This window comes from Anabaena sp. UHCC 0204 (genome assembly GCF_009711975.1).
Taxonomy (GTDB): domain Bacteria; phylum Cyanobacteriota; class Cyanobacteriia; order Cyanobacteriales; family Nostocaceae; genus Dolichospermum.
In genome coordinates, this window is the sequence record NZ_VIKW01000007.1 from 1 (window position 1) to 22,301 (window position 22,301).

At 37.4% G+C, this 22,301-nt stretch carries 25 protein-coding genes and 1 pseudogene; 15 read left to right on the forward strand and 11 right to left on the reverse strand.

What is annotated here, in order from left to right:
* The 7 genes from FJR04_RS07510 to FJR04_RS07540 form a co-directional block, all read left to right on the forward strand.
* Positions 1-539 (forward strand): hypothetical protein (locus FJR04_RS07510; protein ID WP_168493238.1); only part of this gene is annotated, 539 nt, incomplete at its 5' end.
* The gene (locus FJR04_RS07515) at positions 487-669 is read left to right on the forward strand and encodes a type II toxin-antitoxin system VapC family toxin (protein WP_254445231.1); all 183 of its coding nucleotides are present in this window, start codon (positions 487-489) and stop codon (positions 667-669) included. The genes FJR04_RS07510 and FJR04_RS07515, both read left to right, overlap by 53 nt.
* A 136-nt stretch (positions 670-805) precedes the next feature.
* Positions 806-1,051 carry a hypothetical protein gene (locus FJR04_RS07520; RefSeq protein ID WP_168493240.1) on the forward strand — a complete coding sequence of 82 codons (246 nt, stop codon included), beginning with the start codon at positions 806-808 and terminating at the stop codon, positions 1,049-1,051.
* The gene (locus FJR04_RS07525) at positions 1,048-1,488 is read left to right on the forward strand and encodes a type II toxin-antitoxin system VapC family toxin (protein WP_168493242.1); all 441 of its coding nucleotides are present in this window, start codon (positions 1,048-1,050) and stop codon (positions 1,486-1,488) included. Before FJR04_RS07520 ends, FJR04_RS07525 begins: the two co-directional genes overlap by 4 nt.
* Before the next feature lie 178 nt (positions 1,489-1,666).
* The gene (locus tag FJR04_RS07530; RefSeq protein ID WP_168493244.1) at positions 1,667-1,864 is read left to right on the forward strand and encodes a hypothetical protein; all 198 of its coding nucleotides are present in this window, start codon (positions 1,667-1,669) and stop codon (positions 1,862-1,864) included.
* Between the two features lie 161 nt (positions 1,865-2,025).
* Complete coding sequence (locus FJR04_RS07535; protein ID WP_168493246.1) at positions 2,026-3,051, forward strand: chemotaxis response regulator protein-glutamate methylesterase; 1,026 nt, start codon at positions 2,026-2,028, stop codon at positions 3,049-3,051.
* A 95-nt stretch (positions 3,052-3,146) separates the two neighbouring features.
* Positions 3,147-4,178: a patatin-like phospholipase family protein gene (locus FJR04_RS07540; RefSeq protein ID WP_168493248.1), complete on the forward strand. Its 1,032-nt coding sequence runs from the start codon at positions 3,147-3,149 to the stop codon at positions 4,176-4,178.
* A gap of 140 nt (positions 4,179-4,318) precedes the next feature.
* Here FJR04_RS07540 and pth read toward each other — a convergent pair whose 3' ends face one another.
* From pth to psbH, 3 genes are all read right to left on the reverse strand, one after another.
* Positions 4,319-4,981, reverse strand: coding sequence for an aminoacyl-tRNA hydrolase (gene pth / locus FJR04_RS07545; RefSeq protein WP_168493250.1), 663 nt, complete (start codon positions 4,979-4,981; stop codon positions 4,319-4,321).
* Positions 4,978-5,238: a TatA/E family twin arginine-targeting protein translocase gene (locus FJR04_RS07550; protein WP_168493252.1), complete on the reverse strand. Its 261-nt coding sequence runs from the start codon at positions 5,236-5,238 to the stop codon at positions 4,978-4,980. The genes pth and FJR04_RS07550 overlap by 4 nt, the downstream gene beginning before the upstream one ends.
* A 336-nt stretch (positions 5,239-5,574) precedes the next feature.
* Entirely contained in the window at positions 5,575-5,778 is a 204-nt protein-coding gene (gene psbH / locus FJR04_RS07555) for a photosystem II reaction center phosphoprotein PsbH (protein ID WP_096566033.1), read from the reverse strand.
* A gap of 581 nt (positions 5,779-6,359) precedes the next feature.
* On the opposite strand from psbH, the gene psbN reads away from it, so the two are divergent.
* Positions 6,360-6,497, forward strand: a complete 138-nt coding sequence (psbN, locus tag FJR04_RS07560) for a photosystem II reaction center protein PsbN (protein WP_168493254.1) — start codon at positions 6,360-6,362, stop codon at positions 6,495-6,497.
* Between the two features lie 48 nt (positions 6,498-6,545).
* Here the strand turns inward: psbN and FJR04_RS07565 are convergent, their stop codons facing one another.
* Positions 6,546-8,954 (reverse strand): MASE1 domain-containing protein, encoded by a 2,409-nt coding sequence (locus FJR04_RS07565; protein ID WP_168493256.1) that lies wholly within the window; start codon positions 8,952-8,954, stop codon positions 6,546-6,548.
* 129 nt (positions 8,955-9,083) lie between these two features.
* On the opposite strand from FJR04_RS07565, the gene FJR04_RS07570 reads away from it, so the two are divergent.
* From FJR04_RS07570 to FJR04_RS07585, 4 genes are all read left to right on the forward strand, one after another.
* Entirely contained in the window at positions 9,084-10,412 is a 1,329-nt protein-coding gene (locus FJR04_RS07570) for an adenylosuccinate synthase (RefSeq protein WP_168493258.1), read from the forward strand.
* Between the two features lie 65 nt (positions 10,413-10,477).
* Positions 10,478-10,777 (forward strand): 50S ribosomal protein L25, encoded by a 300-nt coding sequence (gene rplY, locus FJR04_RS07575; RefSeq protein ID WP_168493267.1) that lies wholly within the window; start codon positions 10,478-10,480, stop codon positions 10,775-10,777.
* 163 nt (positions 10,778-10,940) lie between these two features.
* Positions 10,941-12,479: an AAA family ATPase gene (locus tag FJR04_RS07580; protein WP_168493269.1), complete on the forward strand. Its 1,539-nt coding sequence runs from the start codon at positions 10,941-10,943 to the stop codon at positions 12,477-12,479.
* Positions 12,480-12,580: 101 nt separating this feature from the next.
* A complete protein-coding gene (locus FJR04_RS07585; protein ID WP_168493271.1) occupies positions 12,581-13,084 on the forward strand; it encodes a hypothetical protein in 504 nt (167 codons plus the stop codon).
* A 66-nt stretch (positions 13,085-13,150) separates the two neighbouring features.
* On the opposite strand, the gene FJR04_RS07590 is transcribed toward FJR04_RS07585, so the two are convergent.
* The 3 genes from FJR04_RS07590 to FJR04_RS07600 all read right to left on the reverse strand — a co-directional run bounded on the left by FJR04_RS07590 (position 13,151) and on the right by FJR04_RS07600 (position 15,454).
* On the reverse strand, positions 13,151-13,378 hold the full coding sequence (locus tag FJR04_RS07590) for a hypothetical protein (RefSeq protein ID WP_168493273.1): 228 nt from the start codon (positions 13,376-13,378) through the stop codon (positions 13,151-13,153).
* Positions 13,379-13,638: 260 nt separating this feature from the next.
* Entirely contained in the window at positions 13,639-15,030 is a 1,392-nt protein-coding gene (asnS, locus tag FJR04_RS07595; RefSeq protein ID WP_168493275.1) for an asparagine--tRNA ligase, read from the reverse strand.
* A 79-nt stretch (positions 15,031-15,109) separates the two neighbouring features.
* Entirely contained in the window at positions 15,110-15,454 is a 345-nt protein-coding gene (locus FJR04_RS07600) for a hypothetical protein (protein ID WP_168493277.1), read from the reverse strand.
* Positions 15,455-15,521: 67 nt separating this feature from the next.
* On the opposite strand from FJR04_RS07600, the gene FJR04_RS07605 reads away from it, so the two are divergent.
* Positions 15,522-15,809, forward strand: a complete 288-nt coding sequence (locus tag FJR04_RS07605) for a DUF6439 family protein (RefSeq protein WP_168493278.1) — start codon at positions 15,522-15,524, stop codon at positions 15,807-15,809.
* A 75-nt stretch (positions 15,810-15,884) separates the two neighbouring features.
* On the opposite strand, the gene FJR04_RS07610 is transcribed toward FJR04_RS07605, so the two are convergent.
* Together FJR04_RS07610 and rlmD are read right to left on the reverse strand one after the other, a co-directional pair.
* Positions 15,885-16,334: an anti-sigma regulatory factor gene (locus tag FJR04_RS07610; RefSeq protein WP_168493279.1), complete on the reverse strand. Its 450-nt coding sequence runs from the start codon at positions 16,332-16,334 to the stop codon at positions 15,885-15,887.
* A 421-nt stretch (positions 16,335-16,755) separates the two neighbouring features.
* Entirely contained in the window at positions 16,756-18,129 is a 1,374-nt protein-coding gene (gene rlmD, locus FJR04_RS07615) for a 23S rRNA (uracil(1939)-C(5))-methyltransferase RlmD (protein WP_168493280.1), read from the reverse strand.
* A gap of 153 nt (positions 18,130-18,282) precedes the next feature.
* Here rlmD and FJR04_RS07620 point away from each other — a divergent pair, with 153 nt between their 5' ends.
* The gene (locus FJR04_RS07620) at positions 18,283-18,768 is read left to right on the forward strand and encodes an allophycocyanin subunit alpha-B (protein WP_168493281.1); all 486 of its coding nucleotides are present in this window, start codon (positions 18,283-18,285) and stop codon (positions 18,766-18,768) included.
* Between the two features lie 673 nt (positions 18,769-19,441).
* Positions 19,442-20,305, forward strand: coding sequence for an Rpn family recombination-promoting nuclease/putative transposase (locus tag FJR04_RS07625; protein ID WP_168493282.1), 864 nt, complete (start codon positions 19,442-19,444; stop codon positions 20,303-20,305).
* A gap of 294 nt (positions 20,306-20,599) precedes the next feature.
* Here FJR04_RS07625 and acpP read toward each other — a convergent pair whose 3' ends face one another.
* Together acpP and FJR04_RS07635 are read right to left on the reverse strand one after the other, a co-directional pair.
* Complete coding sequence (acpP, locus tag FJR04_RS07630) at positions 20,600-20,866, reverse strand: acyl carrier protein (RefSeq protein WP_168493514.1); 267 nt, start codon at positions 20,864-20,866, stop codon at positions 20,600-20,602.
* Between the two features lie 39 nt (positions 20,867-20,905).
* Positions 20,906-22,171, reverse strand: a pseudogene (locus tag FJR04_RS07635) (hypothetical protein); the annotation flags it as partial.
* Positions 22,172-22,301: the final 130 nt, after the last annotated feature.

Genomic DNA, 22,301 nt, shown 5'->3' on the forward strand with positions numbered 1-22,301 from the left:
ACTTTTTCTATTTTATAGAATTAAAAATAAAAGAAATTTTATCAGTCGCTCAATGGTGTGAACGTTTAAAATTTTCATTAAAAAATATTTCAGAATCTAGCGAAATATTAGTTGATAATCAAAAATATACCTATATTGCTAATTTATTTATTAAGAATATAGTTGTCTTTGTCAAGAATCCTAAGAATAAAGGTTATGTTTTGTATGATTCATCTAATGATCAGAAAAAAATCAAAGAAATGGATGAAGTTTTGTCATTTTTTGCAGGTATATTTAGACGAAATTTACCAGTCATAACAGCAAATGTCTCAAACTGGTATGAAGATTATCCTGATGTGCTGGTTAAATATATTATTTGTAAATTATTAATTATGACTGACTTAGAGACAGGTAGAGAGTTGATAGAGTCTAAAATTTTTTCAGGGTCAGCAAGGTGTAGAAAATCTGAATTTATTAATTGCAGCATTGTCTATAACTATTGTACCTTTGACTGTAGAACAGGCACAATTAGCAAGTGCAGCATTTTTGAAATTTGGTAAAGGCCGTCATCCAGCAAAACTGAATATGGGAGATTGCTTTTCTTATGCTTTAGCAAAATCTACAAATCAACCTTTATTATTCAAAGGTAATGATTTTATTCACACCGATATTGATCAAGTGAATTATTAATTGATGCTATATTTGATGTAGAGAATAAAATCTTGTAAATCCTCTAATCCTGGTTATCCTGATTCAGACAGTTTAGGGTTTATAATTGAAATACAGTAAAATATTGCTTATAACCTAGTAAATGACATAGATAATTATGAATGTACAACTTGTTGACTCCCTTGTAGAAATTGTTTCCAAATTAACTCCCGAAGATCAGAAACTTTTTTTATCTAAACTTTCTCATAGAAATATAATTCCGTCAGCAGAACCGCAAAATTTAACATCAGCAGAAAAAGCCTCAAAATTTCAAGAATGGTTATCTCAATTTCCTCAAAGTAGTATTACCCTATCAGATGAAGCACTGCGTCGAGAAAATATTTATGATGATAGAGGGATATGAAAAGCTATTTACTTGATACCAATATTATTCTTAGATTTGCAAATTCTCAATCTCTGGAATATAACCTGATACGGAATACTATTTCTGAAATTTTATTACGAGGTGGTCAATGTTTTATTACCTCTCAAGTAATTATTGAATTTTGGGTTGTTGCTACTCATCCTGTCAATGGATTAGGATGGAATATAGAACAAACAACTCAAGCAGTACAAATGCTAATAAATCGATTTGATTTACTAGAAGAAACACCAGATATATTTTCTATTTGGCTGAACTTGGTAACAACATATAATATTTCTGGTAAACGCACTCACGATATACACATATTAGCAGTGATGCTTGCTCATAATATCAGCCATATTTTAACTTTAAATCCCAAAGATTTTATCGCTGTTCCCGAAATTACAATTATTCATCCTGAGAATATTAATAGTTAAGAATATAGCATATTATTGTCAGAATCAGGATGTCCAGGATTTAAGGATTTACAGGATGTGATTGGATGATTTTTTGTTGTGTGGTGAAAGTTGTGGTTGTCTGATTCAGACAATTTTATAATGTGTAATATCGTCATTATGTTACAATCTGAATTGAGAGAAACAGGAGCATAAAACTATGCCATTAATCAAAATACCAAGACATTATCTTGTATCTCAAGATGAAGATTCAATTACGGTAGATGTACCAGAATCAATGCTATTAAATTGGAAAAAGGACTATGAAAAAATTATTCAAGCTAAAGGAATTTTAAAGCATAAAAAAGCAGCAATGTTAGCTCATTTAGATACTCTGCGTCAGGAATGGGAAGAATGAGATATCTTTATGATACCAATATTTTTATTTACTATCTTGTACTCCTTTTTTCCTGCTTTTTTGTTTAACTTTCACTATTTTCTTATAAACTTGGATCTTAAAACTTCAATGAGGGAAGGGAGAAATGGGAGAAAATGTTTTCCTATCACCCGTTACTAATTATGAGAATTGCCATTGTTAATGATTTACTTATCGCTGTGGAAGCACTGCGGCGGTTGCTGGACAACATTCCCGAATATGATTTAGCATGGGTCGCTTATGACGGTATAGAAGCTGTAGCTAAGTGTGCAGAGGATACCCCCGACTTGATTTTGATGGATGTATTGATGCCAAAAATGGATGGGGTAGAAGCTACAAAGCAGATTATGAGCCAATCTCCTTGCGCTATTCTGATGGTAACGGCCAGTGTTAATCGCTATGCAGCTAAGGTATTTGAAGCAATGGGTTATGGAGCTTTAGATGCAGTCAATACTCCAGCTATTAGTTTTGATCAACAGACAGAGGGTAGCACAAGATTACTCAATAAAATCGCTACTATTGCCAGATTAATTGGTAAATCTTCTCGTGGGCGATCGCTCTTGAATATCCCCCCATTACCTAAAAGTCCATCACAACTACATCCACCCCTCATAGTTATCGGCTCTTCTACTGGTGGTCCCCAGGCATTAGTTTCTATTCTTTCTCAGTTTCCTCAGAATTTCCATGCCTCTGTGGTCATTGTGCAACATCTTGATGTGCAGTTTTCTCAAGGCTTTGCAACTTGGTTAAATGGACAAATTTCTCTACCAGTAAAGTTAGCAATTCCCGGTGATCTCCCACAGCCAGGAAAGGTTTTAATAGCCGGGACAAATCATCATTTGGTGATGCGTTGTGATCAAACTCTCGATTATCAAGAAGAACCTCTTCAGAGTTTTTACCATCCCTCAGTTGATGTCTTTTTTGAAAGTGTGGCTAAATATTGGCATCAACCAGGTGTGGGAGTTTTGCTGACGGGTATGGGACGAGATGGCGCTCAGGGTTTAAAACTCCTGCGGGACAATGCTTGGCACACTATCGCCCAAGATCAAAAGACTTGCGTCGTCTATGGTATGCCAAAAGTAGCCGTGGAATTAGGTGCAGCGGTTCAAGTTCTAGCTATAGATGCGATCGCCTTTGCTTGTAAACAGCACATAGGACAAAAAGTTTGAAATCACTTTTCCGTACTGAAGTATAATATCCACATTAGTCTTCCTCCGGCTAAATACCGTAGACTGCATAACTTGTGGATTACTCAGGGAATTTTATGTCTTTTAAATACAAAGTTTTATCAATTGATGGTGGTGGTATTCGCGGAATGATCCCAGCGAAAATTCTCGCTGAAATTGAAAAGCGCACCGGAAAACCAATATGTCAATTATTTGATTTAATAGCTGGTACTTCCACTGGAGGTATTCTTGGTTTAGCTTTAAGTAAACCACATCCCAAAAACAAAACTCAACCTCATTATACAGCCAATGATATCGTAGATTTATATGTAAATAATGGCTCTGAAATCTTTTATGAGTCAATTATCAACAGATACGTAAAATCCGATGATTTTTTATATCCTAAGTTCCCATCGAAAGGTAGAGACAGGGTTTTAGAAGAATATTTACAAGACACTCTGCTTAAAAATGCACTCACCAATATCTTTGTTACTAGCTACGATATTGAATTACGAAGACCAGTTTTTTTCATCAATAATCCGCACCGTCAAAAGTTAGGTGAAAACTTTCGACAACTATGTGATGGTTATACAATGAAACAAGCAGGAATGGCCACTTCTGCTGCACCGACTTATTTTGAACCTTACAAAATTGACACCATAGATAAAACTGATAACGGCTACTATGCACTAATTGATGGTGGAGTTTTCGCCAATAATCCCACTAATTTAGCAATAATGGAAGCTCTAATTGCTTCTAAACAATCAGGAGAAGTACCACTTCAACTTAACGAAATTCTTGTAGTTTCTTTGGGGACAGGTTCACTGATTCGTAAGTATTTATATGAAGACGCAAAAAATTGGGGATTAATTAAATGGGTTGCACCACTAATTAATGTTGTCTTAGATAGTGGTAGTGAATCAGTAGCTTGTCAGCTTGAGCAGTTACTACCAGTAGTTGATGGTTATCCTCAACAGTATTATCGGTTTCAAGCACCATTGAGTGAAGCTAATGATGATATGGATGATGCTACTCCTAGAAACATTCAAGAGCTAAAAAATCTAGGAGATTTAATTATTAGACACGAAGATACAGCATTAGATAAACTCTGCCATTTGCTCACAAATTAAACTCCGATCCAAAAATTACAAAAAAAGGGAACAGGCGATTACAAATCGCGTCTACACAGACAAAACCTGCCTACGCAGGTTATAAATCCTTGTTTTTTATTAGTCCACGCAGGTGGACTTTCCTTGTGTAGCAGTGATTTCTAATCGCCCAATACTTTCTGATTTTCAATGTCTGCAAAATTCTGGGTATTGCAACGATTCATGGCCTTTTCTACTCCTTGTTTAAAACTGAATTCCACACAATCAACTACAAAGTCTAAAACTTGAGACATGACTTTATTTTCAGTAGTGGAAAATCGTCCTAAAACATGAGAGACAGTATGAGAATTATCTCCATCTATTGCACCTTTTGGTTTCCCTATCCCAATTCTTAACCGAGGAAAATTTTGGCTATTCAAATGGGAAATAATACTTTTCATCCCGTTATGTCCACCCGCAGAACCAGACAAACGTAAACGAGTTTTTCCCAAGGGTAAATCCAAATCATCGTAAATTACTAATACTGATTCTGGCTGTATTTTATACCAACTGGTGACAGCTTGTATCGCTTGTCCTGAGCGATTCATATAAGTTAAGGGTTTAATTAAGCGGATTTTACCGTTACCTGGTGCAATACCCTCCCCAAACTCTCCTTGAAATTTGCGATTTTCAGCTAGAGAAATTTGCCAAACACGGGCGAGGGTATCTATCGCTGCAAAGCCAATATTGTGGCGAGTTTGGTCATATTTAGGCTCTGGGTTTCCCAATCCGACGATTAGCTGGGGAATTACCAAAGCCTTCTGTTTTACTTCTTCATCCTTCATCCTGCTCTATGTTCCTGCTGAGGATTTCCAGCTTCAATATGTTTAGGTTCTAGTTCAGCGGTTGTTTGTACAGTTTCTTTCAATTGTTCAGTTTCTCGTTTGAACTCATTTTGAAATTCATTAGAAGCTTCTTGAAAACTGCGAATGGTTTTCCCTAGACTGCGCCCAATTTCTGGTAACTTCTTTGGTCCAAATATCAACAATGCTACTACCATAATTACACCCATTTCTGGTAAGCCGATACCAAATATATTCATGCTTTTTCTCCTGTAGATTTATAAACCACCACAATAACTCGATGTTTAACAATTATTTTTGATTGGGATTGTGAACCCTATTACTTTCTCAATACCTTATCCAAATTAAAAAAAGTCTGGATTTGTAGGTTGGGTTGTTCGCGTTAGCGTTGCGGAGCAATCGGTACAAAACCCAACAAATGCGTCGGGTTTCACTTCGTTCTACCCAACCTACAAAAAATGGACAAGGTATTGTTTCTCTAGGCTAATTTTATCGCTCTTTTCAGATTTCTACAAAAAAACCCGGTCAAGCCGGGTATATGTAATTTTAATGCCAACTTGATGGCTGGATAGCTATTAGCCTCCTAAACTGCGCCAATCAACAAGCACATCTTGAATTAACAGAGACTTGTTGTAAACTTGGAGGATAATTAACAGAAATACGAAAAATAAACCCATAAACACACCCATTAAAGGTGTTGTTCCCCAACCTGGAGATACTTTACCATACTCAGCATTTAAGGGTCTGAGAATATCTCCTAACTTAGTCCGTTGTGCCATAGTTCACCTAAGATCAGTTGCCAAAGCTTTTTTAAATTTTTTTAGACATTCCTAAGCCTGTGGAGACTGAGGATTATTGGATTGAACCTACCTATTTTAGATTACTCTAATTACAGGTTTAATAGTTCGTACTTAATCGTGTTATTTTCACGAATAATTAACCCAGCTTGTACCCTACCCGGTGGCGGATATTTTCGGAGTTTGTCTCACAGTACGCGGATTACTCCAAAAGCTTTTCTTAAATTATCGCAGTTTGTGATATTTATTTAGCTATGTTGATATAGGTTTTTGCTACATTTACAAAACTACATCATTTTTGGTGATATTGTCCGACAATATTACCCTATGGTTGAGAGCCGGATCTTCACCATAATACCACTAGTACCGCAGAGCAGAATTAAAAATTAAAAATTAAAAAGGCAGATGGCACAAGCTTTCTGGGAATTCTTAATGGTTGGTTGATTTACGCCATGTTGTACTACGCGGGTATTTTATCTGAGTTTTGTAGATGTTCGGATGTTAATTAAGTTAAATTTTGTAATATTCTATAACTATGGCTCTCATAATATGTGTCTAAATTTATGGACTTAGAACCCGCTACGGTGCTTGGAATTTCCTTTTGTGCGGCGCTAGTTGCTATTACTGGTATGGCAATTTACACATCATTTGGACCTCCAAGTCAGGAATTAGATGATCCGTTTGATGATCACGACGATTAATCAGGTTATTAATTTAACATAATGGTGGGCAATGCCCACCAGGTATTCTCAGGTTACGTCTTTTAACAAAGGTTCAGTTAAATCAATAATCTGCTCAAATTCAAATTGACGAGCAAGTTTAGATAAAGCTTGTAATAGACGAGTTTCTGTTTCGGGAAGTTCTTTCACCAGTTGTAAAACTAAATTAGTATTAGCCTCAAGTGCAGCTTCGTATAATTGAGTCATCCATTGTTGAGACATACAGGTTAAATTTACTGATGTCAATGGGCTTTCTAGGTGGTTATCTAAATCCAGTACCGGGATTTCTGCAAATATATATTTTACACCCAGATGTTTAGCTAGTGCATCAAAAATCGTATGTTCTGCAAAGGGTTTACGGATAAAATCATCACAACCAGCAGAGAGAACGATCGCTTTTTCTTCTTCTAAAACACTTGCAGTTAGAGCAATCACAGCCGTAGCATTACCTTTAGTAGTAGATTTAATATACTTAGTGGCTTCGTAACCATCCATCACAGGCATCCGCATATCCATCCAAATTAAATGGGGTTCCCATTCATCCCAAATAGCGATCGCTTCTTGACCATTACCAGCTTCTTTGATCTCAAATCCTAAAGGACTCAGCAGCTTAAACAACAGTTGTCTATTAATAGGTTTATCATCTACAGTCAAAATTTTGTAAGTAGGCTGTCCAGGTGCAAGTCCTAATACTCGCTGTCTATCTTCTACACTATTGCTGATAGTTTCTTGTCCTAATTTTGCTTGAATAGAGAATTGGAAAGTTGTCCCTTTTCCTAATTCACTTTCAACGGTAATATCCCCATCCATTAATTGGACAAATTTACGACAAATTGCTAAACCTAAACCTGTTCCTTCTTGCATTTCTCTCCCTGCTTTTGCTTGGATAAAGGCATCAAAAAGTTTTGGCAATTCAGCTTCGGCAATTCCCACACCTGTATCACGAAGTATGAAATGTAGGTTCAAAACATCTTCTGTTGTTTCATTTTCTTGATCCACACTCAAAACAATTGAGCCATGAGGAGTGAATTTGATCGCATTACTGAGTAAATTAATTAAAACCTGACGGAGTTTTACTTCATCAGTGCAGATATAATTAGAGACATTTTGACTTCTCTCAAATATTAGTTCTAAGCCAGCATCACTTGCCCGCAGATGTAACATATCTTCTAAATCATCCAGTAACCGATAGAAATTAAAGTTATTGATATTCAGAGTTGCTTTACCAGCTTCGATTTTTGATAAATCAAGAATATGATTAATTAGAGTTAGTAAATAGTCACCGCTACGATAAATAATCCCAGCATTTTCATATTGTTCAGGGGGAAGGTTGTTAGCGCGTAACATCAACTGCGAAAACCCAATCACTGCATTGAGAGGCGATCGCAATTCATGACTCATATTCGCAATAAATGCGCTTTTGGCTTGGTTAGCAGCTTCGGCTTTAGTCGCTAGTTTCTGCGCTTTAGATTCACTATCTTGTAAATCCCTAGTCCGTTCATCAACCCGTTGCTCTAATTCAGTATTAGCTTTTTGTAAATTCAGATTTACTTGCCGATTTTCTGCAACAATAGCTAACATCACTATGACAGTTACAGCAATCACACCAATAAACAATTGTAATAATAAAAGAGAATGAGTCTTCAAAGTAACTTCATGGAAAACTCCTATTTTATAACTAGTCGCAATAGCCGATACCATCGCCACAATTGCCACTAATAAAGTAGTTATTTTTCCCCCAAAGCGAAAAGCAGACCAAAGCAAAGGCAGTAAAAGTAAATATTCTACAGGTTGAGATTTGATAAAAGTAAAATAGCCAACAATAATTAAACTAACAACTGTAAATAATAGTTCCCAATCTAGGTGATATCTAACTTGAAAATCTCTGTTTTTCCTAGACCAAATTAAGATCAAAGGAGCAAACACTAAAATTCCGATAGCATCACCAATCCACCAACCCCAAAAAACTTCTAAATACTTACTCCAGGGTTCATAACCACCCAAACAAACTGTCATTACACCTATCAAAGATTGGAAAATAGTTCCAGTAAACAAACTACAAAATGCGAAAATAACAACATGATTAACTTGGGTAAGAAAATAATTTGTCCTAGTTAATCTGAGAATCAGCGTTACTGATAGGAGCGAGCCAAAAGTAGTCCCAATCCCTCCAATAATAGCCAAAAACAAAGGTTTGATCCCGATATAATTGGTCAATGTTGCTCCTAAAAATACACCGAACCAGCGCGATCGCCCCCACAATAGCAACAACCCAATCACAAACCCCGTACCAGGCCAAACAGGTGTACCATAGGGAGAAACAGGCATTCTTTTTAACACCAGCCAAGAAACAATATAGTAACTTAACGCAATAATTAATACATCAAACCACCAGCGGGGATTTTGGTAGTCAACACCGAGACGATCTGTAATTTTCATAGATAGGGAATAGGTGATAGGGAATTAGAAAATAATTTTATAAGCAATCAAGCCCCAATTTCTTGACAAAATATCAAAAATCGGTTAACAATTATAGTTTGTGGAAACTCTACCCTTTAATATAATCTCTTGGCTAACGTCATTGTCATAGGCGCTCAATGGGGCGATGAAGGAAAAGGTAAAATAACTGACTTACTCAGCCGCTCCGCAGATGTGGTTGTACGTTACCAAGGGGGAGTAAACGCTGGACATACAATAGTAGTCCAAGGTCAGACGTTTAAGCTGCACTTAATCCCCTCTGGTATTTTGTATCCAAATACTGAGTGTATTATCGGCTGTGGAACAGTAATAGATCCACAGGTTTTGATAAAAGAACTCGAACAACTCGAACAATTAAATATCTCCACCGCGAACCTGCTGATATCGGAGACAGCCCATGTGACTATGCCATATCATCGCTTGATTGATAAGGCATCAGAAGAGCGGCGGGGAAGTCATAAAATCGGTACGACTGGGAGAGGAATTGGACCCACCTATGCCGATAAATCAGAACGTACAGGCATCAGAATTTTGGATCTGATGGATTCTGATGGTTTACGTGAGCAATTAAAGTGGGCAATTACTCATAAAAACACTATTTTAGAAAAACTGTATAATTTACCACCCCTTGATCCAGAAGCTGTGATTGAGGAGTATATAGGATATGCAGAACGCTTGCGCCCCTTTGTGGTTGATACTTCGTTGAAGATATATGATGCGATTCTTCGACGACGGAATATTTTATTTGAGGGCGCACAAGGCACACTTCTCGATTTAGATCATGGGACTTATCCCTATGTTACCTCATCTAACCCCGTAGCAGGTGGGGCTTGCGTTGGTACAGGTTTGGGTCCAACAATGATAGACCGAGTAATTGGGGTATCTAAAGCTTATACAACGCGAGTAGGAGAAGGACCATTTCCTACAGAATTGGCAGGAGAAGTAGGGGAATTACTGTGCGATCGCGGTGCAGAATTTGGGACAACAACCGGACGGAAACGCCGCTGCGGTTGGTTTGATGCTGTCATTGGTCGCTATGCAGTCCGCATTAATGGCATGGATTGTATGGCAATTACCAAACTCGATGTCCTCGATGAATTAGCGGAAATCAGCGTTTGTGTTGCTTATGATATAGATGGTGAAAGGTGTGAACACTTTCCCACTAGCGCCCGTCAATTCGCCCGTTGTCGTCCCATCTATAAAACTGTACCAGGATGGCAAGTATCAACCACTGAGTGCCGTACCTTAGAAGACTTGCCAAAGCAAGCCCTAAACTATCTGAAATTCCTAGCAGAATTAATGGAAGTGCCGATCGCGATCGTTTCCTTGGGAGCAAGTCGTGATCAAACTATCATTGTTGAAGACCCAATTCATGGTCCAAAACGCGCTCTGTTACAACCAGATGGTACACCAGTTTAATAATTGACAATTGACAATTGACAATTGACAACTAACAACCAACAACTCACAACTAAACAAATTATATGGCGATCGCAGTCGAATCTCAAAAACGTCCAGAAGGCGTTAAACCCAAAGCTTTACGTCGTTCTGGATTAATTCCCGCTAATTTGTATGGCCACAACGGGATTGAATCAATTTCTCTCGCAGTTGATGCTAAAGTCGTTGAACGTTTACTCAAACAAGCTGCACCTAATAAAACAGAAGTAGAACTCAGTATCCCTGAATTACAATGGACTGGTAAAACCGTACTTCGTGAAGTTCAAATTCACCCAGCCAAAGGTACACCCTACCACATCAGTTTTTTTGCTGGTAATAAAGACTAAAATTCAGGCGATAATAACTAAGAGAACCAGGGTTAAACCTGGTTTTTTTATTGACAAGAGACAACAGGTAAGAGTAAGAGTATCAACATCTCTCTTACCAATGACAATTGACAATTGACAATTGACAACGAATAACTGACAACTAACAACTGACAACCAACCAATGACAGAAACAAATTTTCCCGCCTTTATTGAACAAATGTTACAACCAGGATTTTATCCTCATTCCGTAACAGAACCAATTCAACTGATTCAAACTCATGTTTCTTATGTTCTCCTGACAGGTGATTATGCTTACAAGCTCAAAAAACCAGTCAACTTTGGTTTTTTAGACTTTTCCACCTTAGAAAAACGACAACATTTTTGTCAGGAAGAATTGCGGTTAAATCAAAGAGGTGCAGGTGAATTATATTTAGAAGTTGTCCCTTTAACTTTAGTAGATGAACAATACCATTTAGGTGGAACAGGCCAAGCTGTAGAATATGCCGTAAAAATGCGTCAATTTCCCCAAGAATCCCTGTTTAGTGAACTCTTTGCTAGTGGAAATTTACAGGAAAGTTACTTAGAAGAATTGGGAAAAGTTGTAGCCCAATACCATGCAAACGCCCAGACTAATGATTACATTCGCAGCTTTGGGGAAGTCTCACAAGTACGTTTAGCAATTGATGAGAATTATCAGCAAGCTCAAAACTATATTGGTGGACCCCAGACAAAAGAACAGTTTGAGGAAACAAAACAATATACAGATAACTTCTTTATCCAACATCCAGAATTATTTAAAAGTAGAATTGACAATAACTATATTTGTGAATGTCACGGCGATTTACATCTGCGAAATATTGCTCTATGGCATGACAAAATTATGCTATTTGACTGCATAGAATTCAATGAGCCATTTCGTTTCGTTGATGTCATGTATGATGTAGCTTTTACAGTCATGGATATTGAAGCCAGAGGACGTAAAGATTTAGGAAATGCCTTCTTAAATGCCTATGTGGAACAAACTGGAGATTGGGAAGGTTTGCAAGTATTACCTTTATATTTAAGTCGTCAAGCTTATGTACGGGCTAAGGTAAATTCCTTTTTATTAGATGATCCTAATATCCCGGCGGCGGTAAAAGAAGAGGCAGCAAAAACAGCATCGGCATATTATCATCAAGCTTGGGAATATACTAAACCTCAACAGGGAAAACTGATTTTGATGTCAGGGTTGTCTGGTACGGGGAAAAGTACCACAGCTAAATATTTGGCGCGGAAACTCAACGCCATTCATCTGCGTTCTGATGCTGTACGTAAGCATTTAGCAGGAATTCCCCTCTTAGAAAGAGGTGGGAATGAAATCTACACACCGGAAATGACACAAAAAACCTATAGCCGTTTATTGGATTTGGGAATTATACTGGCTAATCAAGGTTGGTCTGTGATTTTAGATGCTAAATATGATCGTCAGGATTTACGGAAAGATGCGATATCTCAAGCGACACAGCATCAATTACCTGTACATATTATCAATTGCACTGCACCCTTAGAAGTTGTCAAAGAACGACTGCTGAACCGGACTGGTGATATTGCTGATGCTACTGCTGATTTATTAGCATCCCAAATCAAGCAATCTGAACCATTTACAGATCAAGAACAACCTTATATAACAGTTGTAGATACAACTCAACCACTAGAGGCACAATTACCAGGATTAATTTAAATATCTGGTAAGAAGTAGAGACGTTCCATGGAATGTCTCTACAAGGATTCTAGGAGACGCATATTTAATTTGTGTAATTTGATTTTTTAATTCCTAATGTTATGGCACCAAAAAATAATCTTCTAGGCGATATTTTCTCTTCTTCACCTAACTTTTTGTCTCAATTGCTATTTGGGTTATTTCTATTCATTATTGCCAGAAGTGCTGGGGCTTCATTCCCTGTCAGTCTCTTTGTAGGTGTTATGGGTGGTGTTTCCTTGGGGTTATTTACAGCCGCAAATGAAAACAATCCCGAATCTACTACAGTAGCCTCTAATGATGGTATTGACGCTGGACTAAAATATTGGTTGGTGTTTATGCTGGGTTGTCTTTTCTTGGGCTATTCAGCACCCATAAGTATTTTGTTTGGTGGTATTGCTGGTGTGGGTGGTGGCTGGATAATTGCTTGGTGGCGGTGTCAGGAAACGTTACAAACACAATTACCAGAGGAAATCTTAGAAGAAGAGATACCTAGCGATAGAAGTGCTAAAAGACGCAAAAGAAAACCTACCAAACGTTTCCGTCGAGAGTCTTCAACTTTCAATTTTCGATTTTGGAATAAGTAAGTGAAATACCCACACTGACTGTTGTCTGATAGCGTAGCGTGGTGCAAGCCATATCAGGATTTCTGGTTACTGAGCGATCGCCTGCGTGGCGTAGCCATAGTCGAAGTACAGGATTAGAGGATTTACAGGATTGTGATAGTTTTCTGGCTTCTTATAGGGCTTAATTGGAGCATGAGGAATAATCGCACCCTGTTGATCAACAGGATTGAAAATCATCCATAAGCCGTCTCTTGTTAAGGATGTTGCTTTACAGACGTTAATGATTTCGCCTATTCGTGCATTGTTATGAATCATGCAGTATGGAAAAAGTGCGGCGTTGCTGAATCAGAGTATGAAATTTAAAAATTAGATATCTTTAACTCTTAATTCTTTGCGTCTTTGCGCCTTTGCGTGAGGCTAATTCGTATCCCAAGCCTTAGTACCTTCTAAAGGTAGAGTAGCATTATTTGATTTTTCAGATGTTGCTTATTTGGTAACTTGGTTAAATCAAAAAGTTAGCAATTAGCAAGATAATATTTTTAAAAGAGACGTTATTTACAACGTCTCTAAAGTCATTAAAACTCCGCATTTTCTGGTGTACGTGGGAATGGAATTACATCCCGAATATTTCCCATACCCGTCATAAATTGCACCAATCTTTCAAACCCCAAACCGAAACCAGCATGGGGAACAGTACCATAACGACGCAAATCTAAATACCACCACAAATCTTCCGGGTTCATACCTTGTGCTAATACCCGTTTTTCTAAAACATCTAGCCTTTCTTCCCGTTGTGAACCACCAATAATTTCCCCTATTTTTGGAGCGAGAATATCCATAGCGCGGACGGTTTTTTCATCGTCACTCAACCGCATATAAAAAGCTTTGATTTGGGCGGGATAATCTGTAACAATGACAGGCTTTTTAAACAGGTTTTCGGCTAAATAGCGTTCATGTTCTGATTGTAAATCTGCACCCCAACTTACAGGATAATCAAATTTAACATCAGCTTTTTCTAAAAGTTTGACTGCTTCAGTATAAGTCAATCTTGCAAATTGATTGTTAATAATATTATTGGCTGTTACTAAAACAGTATTATCAATGCGTGCATTGAAAAATTCCATGTCTTCGGGACAGGTTTCCATCACATATTTAAAAATGTGTTTGAGAAACTCCTCAGCCAAATCCATATCACCTTCTAAATCACAAAAGGCCATTTCTGGTTCAACCATCCAAAATTCTGCTAAGTGACGCGAAGTATTAGAATTTTCTGCGCGGAATGTAGGACCGAAAGTATAGACATTAGTAAAAGCCATTGCCATAATTTCGGCTTCTAATTGGCCACTAACTGTTAAATATGCAGGTTTATTAAAGAAGTCTTGACTATAATCAATTTCTTGATTTTCGGTTCTGGGAACATCCTTTAAATTGAAATTAGTCACACTAAATAATTCCCCAGCCCCTTCACAATCACTTGCGGTAATAATGGGAGTATGCACCCATAAAAAGCCCCGTTCGTGAAAAAATTGGTGAATAGCTGTCGCGCAAGCATTTCTCACTCGAAATACTGCACCAAAGGAGTTAGTTCTGCCGCGCAAATGAGCAATGGTTCGCAGAAATTCAAAGGAATGACGTTTTTTTTGCAGAGGATAGGTATCAGGATCAGCATCTCCGTATACTTTGACTGTATCAGCTTTTAATTCTATCCTTTGTCCTTTTCCTTGAGAAGCTACTAATACTCCTGTTACTTCTACAGAAGCACCTGTATTGATTTGTTTTAATATTCCTTGATAGTCTGGTAAATCTTGATTAATAACTATTTGCAAATTACCTAAAGATGAACCATCATTAACTTCTAAAAATGCAAATCCTTTTAATTCGCGTTTGGTTCTTACCCAACCTTGAACTACCAAACTTTCTTCGGGTTTACCACTTCTTAATATTTCTGCAATTCGGTGTTTAATCATTTTAGGCAATTTGTATTTTTTTTCATGATCAAGATCCCCAAAGATCCCCGACTTCTTTAAGAAGTCAGATATCTAAAAATCACCCAACCCAAGATTTTAATAACCAACCTATAATAACGCCCAAACCACCAAAACGGATAGCTTGCCAAAAAGGTCTTTTCAGGCTACTCCAAGAAAATAACTGGCTTTCTAGGTTTATTTCTAAAGTTTCTAACTGTTTTTGAAGGCGGGTTAACTCTGCTCTAATTTCTGGAGTCTGCTTTCTATTTTGCTTTAAATTATTTAATTCTTGTTGCCATTGTGCCTTTTGTTGTTGATCTTGTTGCACTTGGGCATATCTATCTTTCAAGAATCGCAGTGAAGTTTCTACTTCCTCTAGTTCTTGTTCAAAATCTGGTTGGGGGTTTTCCTCTAAATTAGTCATTAGTCATTGGTCATTGGCTATGATAATTAAATAATAACTTTTGTCTATTAACTCAGCAGTTAGTCTTATGTCTCCAACTACTCAACTTAATCTAAATGAAGTTAGCACTCTAGAATTAGCCCAAGCCCTCATGGAAAGGCTAAAAATCTCTCCTGATGATTGGCATCGTCTCAAATCTAACCGCAATTCCCGCGCTAGTGAACAAGCCGCCGCCGCCATGGTATTTTTGGTAAAAAATGAACCCCAAGAGGCACAAGCTAGGCTGGAACAGGCTGTGGGCTGGCTAGATAAGTCAATCTCTGCCCCTCCCTGCCCCACTCACGGACATAATCGTGATCGAGTGCAGAAGGAATAGGGAAAAAGAGTTTTCTCCTATTACTTTCTTTCTTCCCTGTCACCTGTCACCTGTAAACTGTCACCTTCTTGCCTATCACCTTCGCAAAGATAATAAACGACGGCTTTCTAATTGCTTACAAAGCCTGAGTTCTGTGCCTTTGCGATTCCATTCTACTTGATCAAAAATTTGATGGAGTAAGGACATACCCCGTCCACTTTCGGCTTCGTCTGGTGGTAAATAGTCATCGGGATCACTATCGCTACTGTGGGAAGGAGTGAAACCGCTACCCTGATCTGAGATAATCCACCAATACTGATTATCTATTAATGAAAAACGGACTACTACTAATTTGCCAGGATCAAGATTATTGCCATGTTTAGCGGCATTTACTAGGGCTTCTTGAAGTCCTAATCGTAGTTCTGATTGTAATTTTGCCGGAATATCTTTCAAGAGTAAATCTAATATTGGACACAGATAAAGGGTGGAGGCAAAACTAATTGTCCCCCAATAACGTCCAACTGGACGAAGAGAAATGGTAATCACAAGAGAAACCCCGTAGCTTTTAGTTAGCTAGACATTTGTTTGCTTTAACAGATATCCTGATCAAAATTTAGGTAGTCGTACTGCCTGCAAACTTGCGTCTGTAAAACTAAATTTATAAAAATGCTAGGACATAGCAACTCTAAAGGTAAATTATATTGATTAGTTACAATTTGCAAAAGTTAACCTGTTGATTTAGCGATTTTATGAAAAATTGCTATTTTCGGACAGGAGTAGAAAGTTACTCTTTTTAACTGCTGATTTGTAATTAACACAATTGTATTGACCTTTTTAAGAATCTATGCAACTCTGATTTCTTTAAAAGAAAATGAATTTCTATTTTTATCGTAATTTCATTCTAGCATTATGGGTATGGACTAGACTACAAATTTCTAATTTTGATTTTTGTAAAGAATTAGCTGCTCTAATCATTGGCTGATAAGGCTAGAAAAGCGGCTGCTTCGACATGAGCGGTTTGAGGAAAGAAGTCAGCAGGCTGCACCCTTGTGAGTTGGTATAATCCATCTTCACAAAGTAATTTGAGGTCACGGGCGAGGGTAGATACTTTACAACTGACGTAAACTATTCGGGATGGTTTCAGTTTCCTTAATGTTTTGATAACATTATCTTCACATCCTTTTCGAGGCGGATCAAGTAATACAACATCTGGTATAATTTCCAAATTCTGAAGGATTTTTTCTACTGCGCCTACCTGAAATGTCACGTTGTTAATTCCATTTTCTTGGGCATTGATAATCGCCTGTTCTACTGCTGTAGATTGCAATTCTAAACCTGTAATGTGTCGTACTTGTTTAGCTAGGGGCAACGTTAACGTCCCTATACCACAATAGGCATCAACTAGGATTTCATGGCCTTGTAAATTCAGTTCTGCCTGAATCACCTCTAAAAGTGCCTCGGCTGTTTCTGTGTACACTTGGAAAAAGGTATCTGGGCGGATTTGAAAGTTAAGTCCGGCAAATTTTTCTCGCAGGTAAGGAACTCCAGCTAGACAACGGGTTTCTGATCCAAATATAGCATTTGTGCGATCGCTATTGCGGTTAAGAGACACACCCACTAACTGAGGATATCGCTTTAACCATTGCTGTGCTTGAGTTTCAACTCCTGGTAAATTCCAATCATTGACTACCAAAGTCAACAGCATTTCCCCTGTATAGCGACCAATGCGTAAACCCAAATGGCGAATTAATCCTTTGTGGAGATTTTCGTCATAAATTGGCCACCCCTGCTTTTGAATATCTAATTTCACCTCCGCTAACAAAGGATTTAAGCGAGGATCTTGAACGGGGCATTGGTTCAAGTTAATTAATTTATGGCTACCTTCATGGTAGTAACCTGCTTGGACTTGACCTGTCGCCGATACACCAACAGGATAAGTAGCTTTGTTGCGATAACCAAAAGATGAATCAGCTACTAAGATGGGATCTATAGGTGGATTAGTAAAACCACCAATCCGTTCTAAAGCTTGAAGCACTTGATTTTGTTTGGCTTTTAATTGGTAATCATAATTAATATGTTGCCACTGACAACCACCACATTTATCAGCGACAATGCAATGAGGTCTAATTCGATCATCCGAAATTTCCAATAAATCAGTGAGTTTACCATGAGCATATTTTGGCTTAACGTGGATGAGTCTGACAAGAGCGCGATCGCCCACCACCGTATCAGGAACAAACACCACACGCTGATCAAAGCGTCCTACACCATCACCAGTGTCGCTTAAATCAGTAATCTCCAGTTCTATGACTTCACCTTGTCGCCACATTGTATTAGTCATTGGTCAATTTTTAGGGAATGGGAACAGGGAAGCGGAAGTTCCCTAATGTTGAATTGTGAATTCATTTATATCTATCTTCCCACACACTTCACTTCTGTACCTCTAAGTCGCTAAACTAGCAAATAATAAATATTTCAGGTCATTTAGATAATCATGACTGTAATTAGCCAAGTTATTCTCCAAGCTGACGACGAACTGCGTTACCCTAGCAGTGGCGAACTCAAAAACATCAAAGCCTTTTTAGAAACAGGAGTACAGCGCACTAGAATCGCTGCTACCCTCTCCGAAAACGAGAAAAAGATTGTTCAAGAAGCCACCAAAAAACTTTGGCAAAAACGCCCTGACTTTATCGCCCCTGGTGGTAATGCTTACGGTGAAAAACAGCGGGCTTTGTGTATTCGGGACTTTGGCTGGTATTTACGCCTAATTACCTACGGTGTACTTGCAGGTGACAAAGAACCCATTGAAAAAATTGGTTTGATTGGTGTAAGGGAAATGTATAACTCTCTAGGTGTTCCTGTTCCAGGAATGGTAGAAGCTATTGCTTCTCTCAAACAAGCATCCTTGGATTTATTGAATTCAGAAGACGCTATGGAAGCCGCACCTTACTTTGATTACATCATTCAAGCGATGTCCTAAGCAAACGCCTGTGCTAAGTCTAATTCAACATCTTAGCACTTGTTAGCAATCACTTCCCCACAGTTGGTAGTGACTATGGCAAAATATTTGTCAGGTTATTAACCAGTTGTGGGGATATTTTGATCTTGGTTAAGACTTTATTAATCAATAGTTAATTGATAAGTTAGTGTTATACTTAGTACAAATGAAGAAATATTTAAGGCGGTTAAAACCGTGGTCAGTGAGCTTGTCGAACTGCTCGTGTCGTTTTCCTCTCAGCACTAAAGTGACTGAGTTTCCCACTTACCGCAAGGTCTTATGACAAAAAACCGACAAACTTATGGTAAGCTGTCGGCAATTAGTGTGTTCCCTATTAATGACTCGGCTAGAGTTCAGTTGCTTTTAATTATGCCAACATGGCAATATTTATGAGAGGATCTAAGTCATACATAAATGTGATTTACGTCACTCCAGAATCGCAACTGAACTCAAAGTTGGGTTTTTAATCTAGGAGAGATAAATAATGTGTATAATATTATATTCATACGTATTGTCAACAACTTGACAAAACCCTGCTAATTTTAAAACTAGAGAGGAATTGGGTTATACGTATTTTTACATTTAATGGTTCATCAATAATATAGAAAATACTAATATGAATATCTTTTAATCAATGTAAAAGAAGATCAATCTTGTGAAAACTGATACTATATTTTATCAACTGTTTCAGACATTACCTAGTATACTTTTTGAGTTACTTGGCAAACCAGCCACAGAAGCAGAAGGATATCAATTTACTTCTGTAGAAATCAAAGAACTAGCATTTCGCTTTGATGGTTTATTTGTACCTGATTCGGAGATACCTGAACAGCCAATTTACTTTGTAGAAGTTCAATTTCAGCCGAAAGCGGATTTTTATTGGCGGTTTTTTACCGAAATCTTTGTTTATCTCAATCAATATCAACCCAAGAATGATTTTCACGCAGTAGCGATTTTCGCTAAACGTAGTTTAGATCCTGGTGTACCAATGCAGTATCGGGGTTTGCTAATGAGTCAGCAAGTCACATTTATTTATTTGGATGAGTTAGAGGTTACAACCGATAATTCAATAGGACTAGGAATGGTACAGCTAGTTGTGGAAAAACAGGAAACTGCGATCGATCATACCAAACAGTTAATCCAAAAATCTCGACAACAATTAACTGATGCTAGTAAAAGGCAAAAAGTTCTAGAATTGTTAGAGACGATCTTAGTTTATAAATTAAGTAATTTAACTCGTCAGGAGATTGAAGCAATGTTTACTCTAGATGAATTAAAGCAAACACGATATTTTCGAGAAGTTGCGGAGGAAGCAAAAGTAGAAGGTAAATTAGAAGGTAAGTTAGAAGGTAAGTTAGAAGGTAAGTTAGAAGGTAAGTTAGAAGGTAAGTTGGAAACAGTACCGCTGTTATTACAGTTAGGTTTGACTGTGGAACAAATAGCCGCAAATTTAGCTGTTGATATTGAAGCAGTGAGGAAGGTTGCGGAAAAATCTGTTGATCAAAATCCTTCAGAGTAATTAGAATAAATGGAAAGTGATTAGTTTGACTGATCACTTTTTTCAACATTTTCAAAAGTTGATTATTGATCCAATACTTGTCGGTTAAGCTAAAAACATTAAATTAGGTAGGTTGGTTTGACGCTAGGAAACCCAACATTTACTAACTTTTGTTGGGTTGCGCTTTGCTTAACCCAATCTACAAAAACTCTAGAGAGTTAATTAAGGCATTATAACCTTGTTTGATAATTTCATTTTGGGTTTTCATCATTGCTTTCCTCTGTTACATTCTACCTTAGTTAGTGTGAAAAATCATTAAAAAGTAGCTTTTTCAATGATATAATTTAGAGCCTGTTTAACTGTCGTAATTCTTTCAGCAACTTGATCAGGTATTTCAATATCAAACTCTTCTTCTATAGCCATAACTAATTCAACAGCATCAAGAGAATCCGCCCCTAAATCTTGAATAAAGTTTGTATTCAAGTTAATTTTGTTGTCATTAACATCTAATTGTTCGGCAATAATTATTTTCAACTTTCTAAATATTTTTTCAGTGGTATTACTATTATTAGCAGTAATCATTGGTTGAGGTGCTAAGTTTTCAACCTTTGATTGTTCTTCTACTTCTTCCTGTGATTCATCTCTAATATTAAAATAGTGAAAAAGATTAGCAACAGTTAAATCTGATGCTTGTTGTAAATTAGATGTAACTAATGTTCTATATCCAGAAATTGCAGCTTGTTGACTGACATAATTTTCATATTCCCGGCGTAATTCTGGCGCAAACATAAATAATAATTGATCACGTAATGAATAAAAATGAGATTTTTCGGCTATGTTTTCGTAGCTGATTTGTTCTGGTGGTATTTCTGAATTAGTTATAGTTTGGGTAGTTTCTGAATTATTAAAATCAGCACTATTTAAAAGTTTTAATTCTGCTGGAGGAAGGGATTTTACCCAATTTACATGATTTTGCCATGATTCGATGATTACTAAATCATGATTATGAATACGGGTAAGTTCAGGAAAGAGAAAATCAAGTTCATCGTGGGATTCACATTGATTAATTACAGTATGGGCATCTTCACATATTTTAGTTTGTAATTGGTTCAGGCGATCGCTCACTGCGGAAACTTCATTTTGTACTTGATAAGTTGTAATAATTGCTTGTTCAATAGCCCAAGAACATTCTAAACGGCGCAGTTGTCCAGGCGCACAAGTATCTTCTAATAAATACGGATTAGTATAATCTGCTAACGCTTCAAATAACATTCCTTTAACAGCGTCAATTTCTGCATTTCTGCGGCTAATATCTTGTAATTGCATGGCTGAACGTAAACGGTTTATAGCTTGCACAAATAAACCATAAGCCCTAATTAAAACCGTGCGATGTTGTTCAAATTTGATATCTTGGGCTACCTGTTCAATTAGTTGTCTAATTTCTGCTCCTTGGTCTTTTAAGGCTTGTTTCAAGTCAATAAAGCCATTTTTGACCTCTAACCGCATTTGCTCAACTTCTTTCCTCAATTTCAGGGTTTGGTGTAAGTTCACTGCTGTTAATGCTACACCTGCAATTGTTCCTACACCGATGAGGGCGGTTGTTGCTTGTAATACTCCTAAGCTGTTTTGGATTGTTTGTAAGCTACCCATGACTGCTGTAAAGTTTTGCTGATTTTGATACATCTGCAACCCAGTCATGAGAAAATTAGGAGCAGCTACCAGTGGTGATAAGGGAATATTGCTGACTGTAGCACCAATAGCATGAGACACAAACTGACCTGTAATAGCATCTCTAGCAATGCTTAAGGGTACTCCATTACTAAAGACGGGGATATATTTACCAGCTTCAATACCAGCTTGAATGAGAGATGGAAATTGATACATCATATCTTTGTAGAGTTTATTGAATCAATATGTACTTTTATAGCTTAACTGATAAATTTCAATACTAAGAACCGTGATTGTGCGGTAAATGGGTTAAATTTGATTAAATTAGGGAATAATAATTTTTACACAC

Coding starts and splice junctions, on each gene's coding strand:
- FJR04_RS07520 (WP_168493240.1), top strand. CDS start 806: ATGAATGTACAACTTGTTGACTCCCTTGTAGAAATTGTTTCCAAATTA.
- FJR04_RS07525 (WP_168493242.1), top strand. CDS start 1,048: ATGAAAAGCTATTTACTTGATACCAATATTATTCTTAGATTTGCAAAT.
- FJR04_RS07530 (WP_168493244.1), top strand. CDS start 1,667: ATGCCATTAATCAAAATACCAAGACATTATCTTGTATCTCAAGATGAA.
- FJR04_RS07535 (WP_168493246.1), top strand. CDS start 2,026: ATGAGAATTGCCATTGTTAATGATTTACTTATCGCTGTGGAAGCACTG.
- FJR04_RS07540 (WP_168493248.1), top strand. CDS start 3,147: ATGTCTTTTAAATACAAAGTTTTATCAATTGATGGTGGTGGTATTCGC.
- pth (WP_168493250.1), bottom strand. CDS start 4,981: ATGAAGGATGAAGAAGTAAAACAGAAGGCTTTGGTAATTCCCCAGCTA.
- FJR04_RS07550 (WP_168493252.1), bottom strand. CDS start 5,238: ATGAATATATTTGGTATCGGCTTACCAGAAATGGGTGTAATTATGGTA.
- psbH (WP_096566033.1), bottom strand. CDS start 5,778: ATGGCACAACGGACTAAGTTAGGAGATATTCTCAGACCCTTAAATGCT.
- psbN (WP_168493254.1), top strand. CDS start 6,360: ATGGACTTAGAACCCGCTACGGTGCTTGGAATTTCCTTTTGTGCGGCG.
- FJR04_RS07565 (WP_168493256.1), bottom strand. CDS start 8,954: ATGAAAATTACAGATCGTCTCGGTGTTGACTACCAAAATCCCCGCTGG.
- rplY (WP_168493267.1), top strand. CDS start 10,478: ATGGCGATCGCAGTCGAATCTCAAAAACGTCCAGAAGGCGTTAAACCC.
- FJR04_RS07580 (WP_168493269.1), top strand. CDS start 10,941: ATGACAGAAACAAATTTTCCCGCCTTTATTGAACAAATGTTACAACCA.
- FJR04_RS07585 (WP_168493271.1), top strand. CDS start 12,581: ATGGCACCAAAAAATAATCTTCTAGGCGATATTTTCTCTTCTTCACCT.
- FJR04_RS07590 (WP_168493273.1), bottom strand. CDS start 13,378: ATGATTCATAACAATGCACGAATAGGCGAAATCATTAACGTCTGTAAA.
- asnS (WP_168493275.1), bottom strand. CDS start 15,030: ATGATTAAACACCGAATTGCAGAAATATTAAGAAGTGGTAAACCCGAA.
- FJR04_RS07600 (WP_168493277.1), bottom strand. CDS start 15,454: ATGACTAATTTAGAGGAAAACCCCCAACCAGATTTTGAACAAGAACTA.
- FJR04_RS07605 (WP_168493278.1), top strand. CDS start 15,522: ATGTCTCCAACTACTCAACTTAATCTAAATGAAGTTAGCACTCTAGAA.
- rlmD (WP_168493280.1), bottom strand. CDS start 18,129: ATGACTAATACAATGTGGCGACAAGGTGAAGTCATAGAACTGGAGATT.
- FJR04_RS07620 (WP_168493281.1), top strand. CDS start 18,283: ATGACTGTAATTAGCCAAGTTATTCTCCAAGCTGACGACGAACTGCGT.
- acpP (WP_168493514.1), bottom strand. CDS start 20,866: ATGATTACTGCTAATAATAGTAATACCACTGAAAAAATATTTAGAAAG.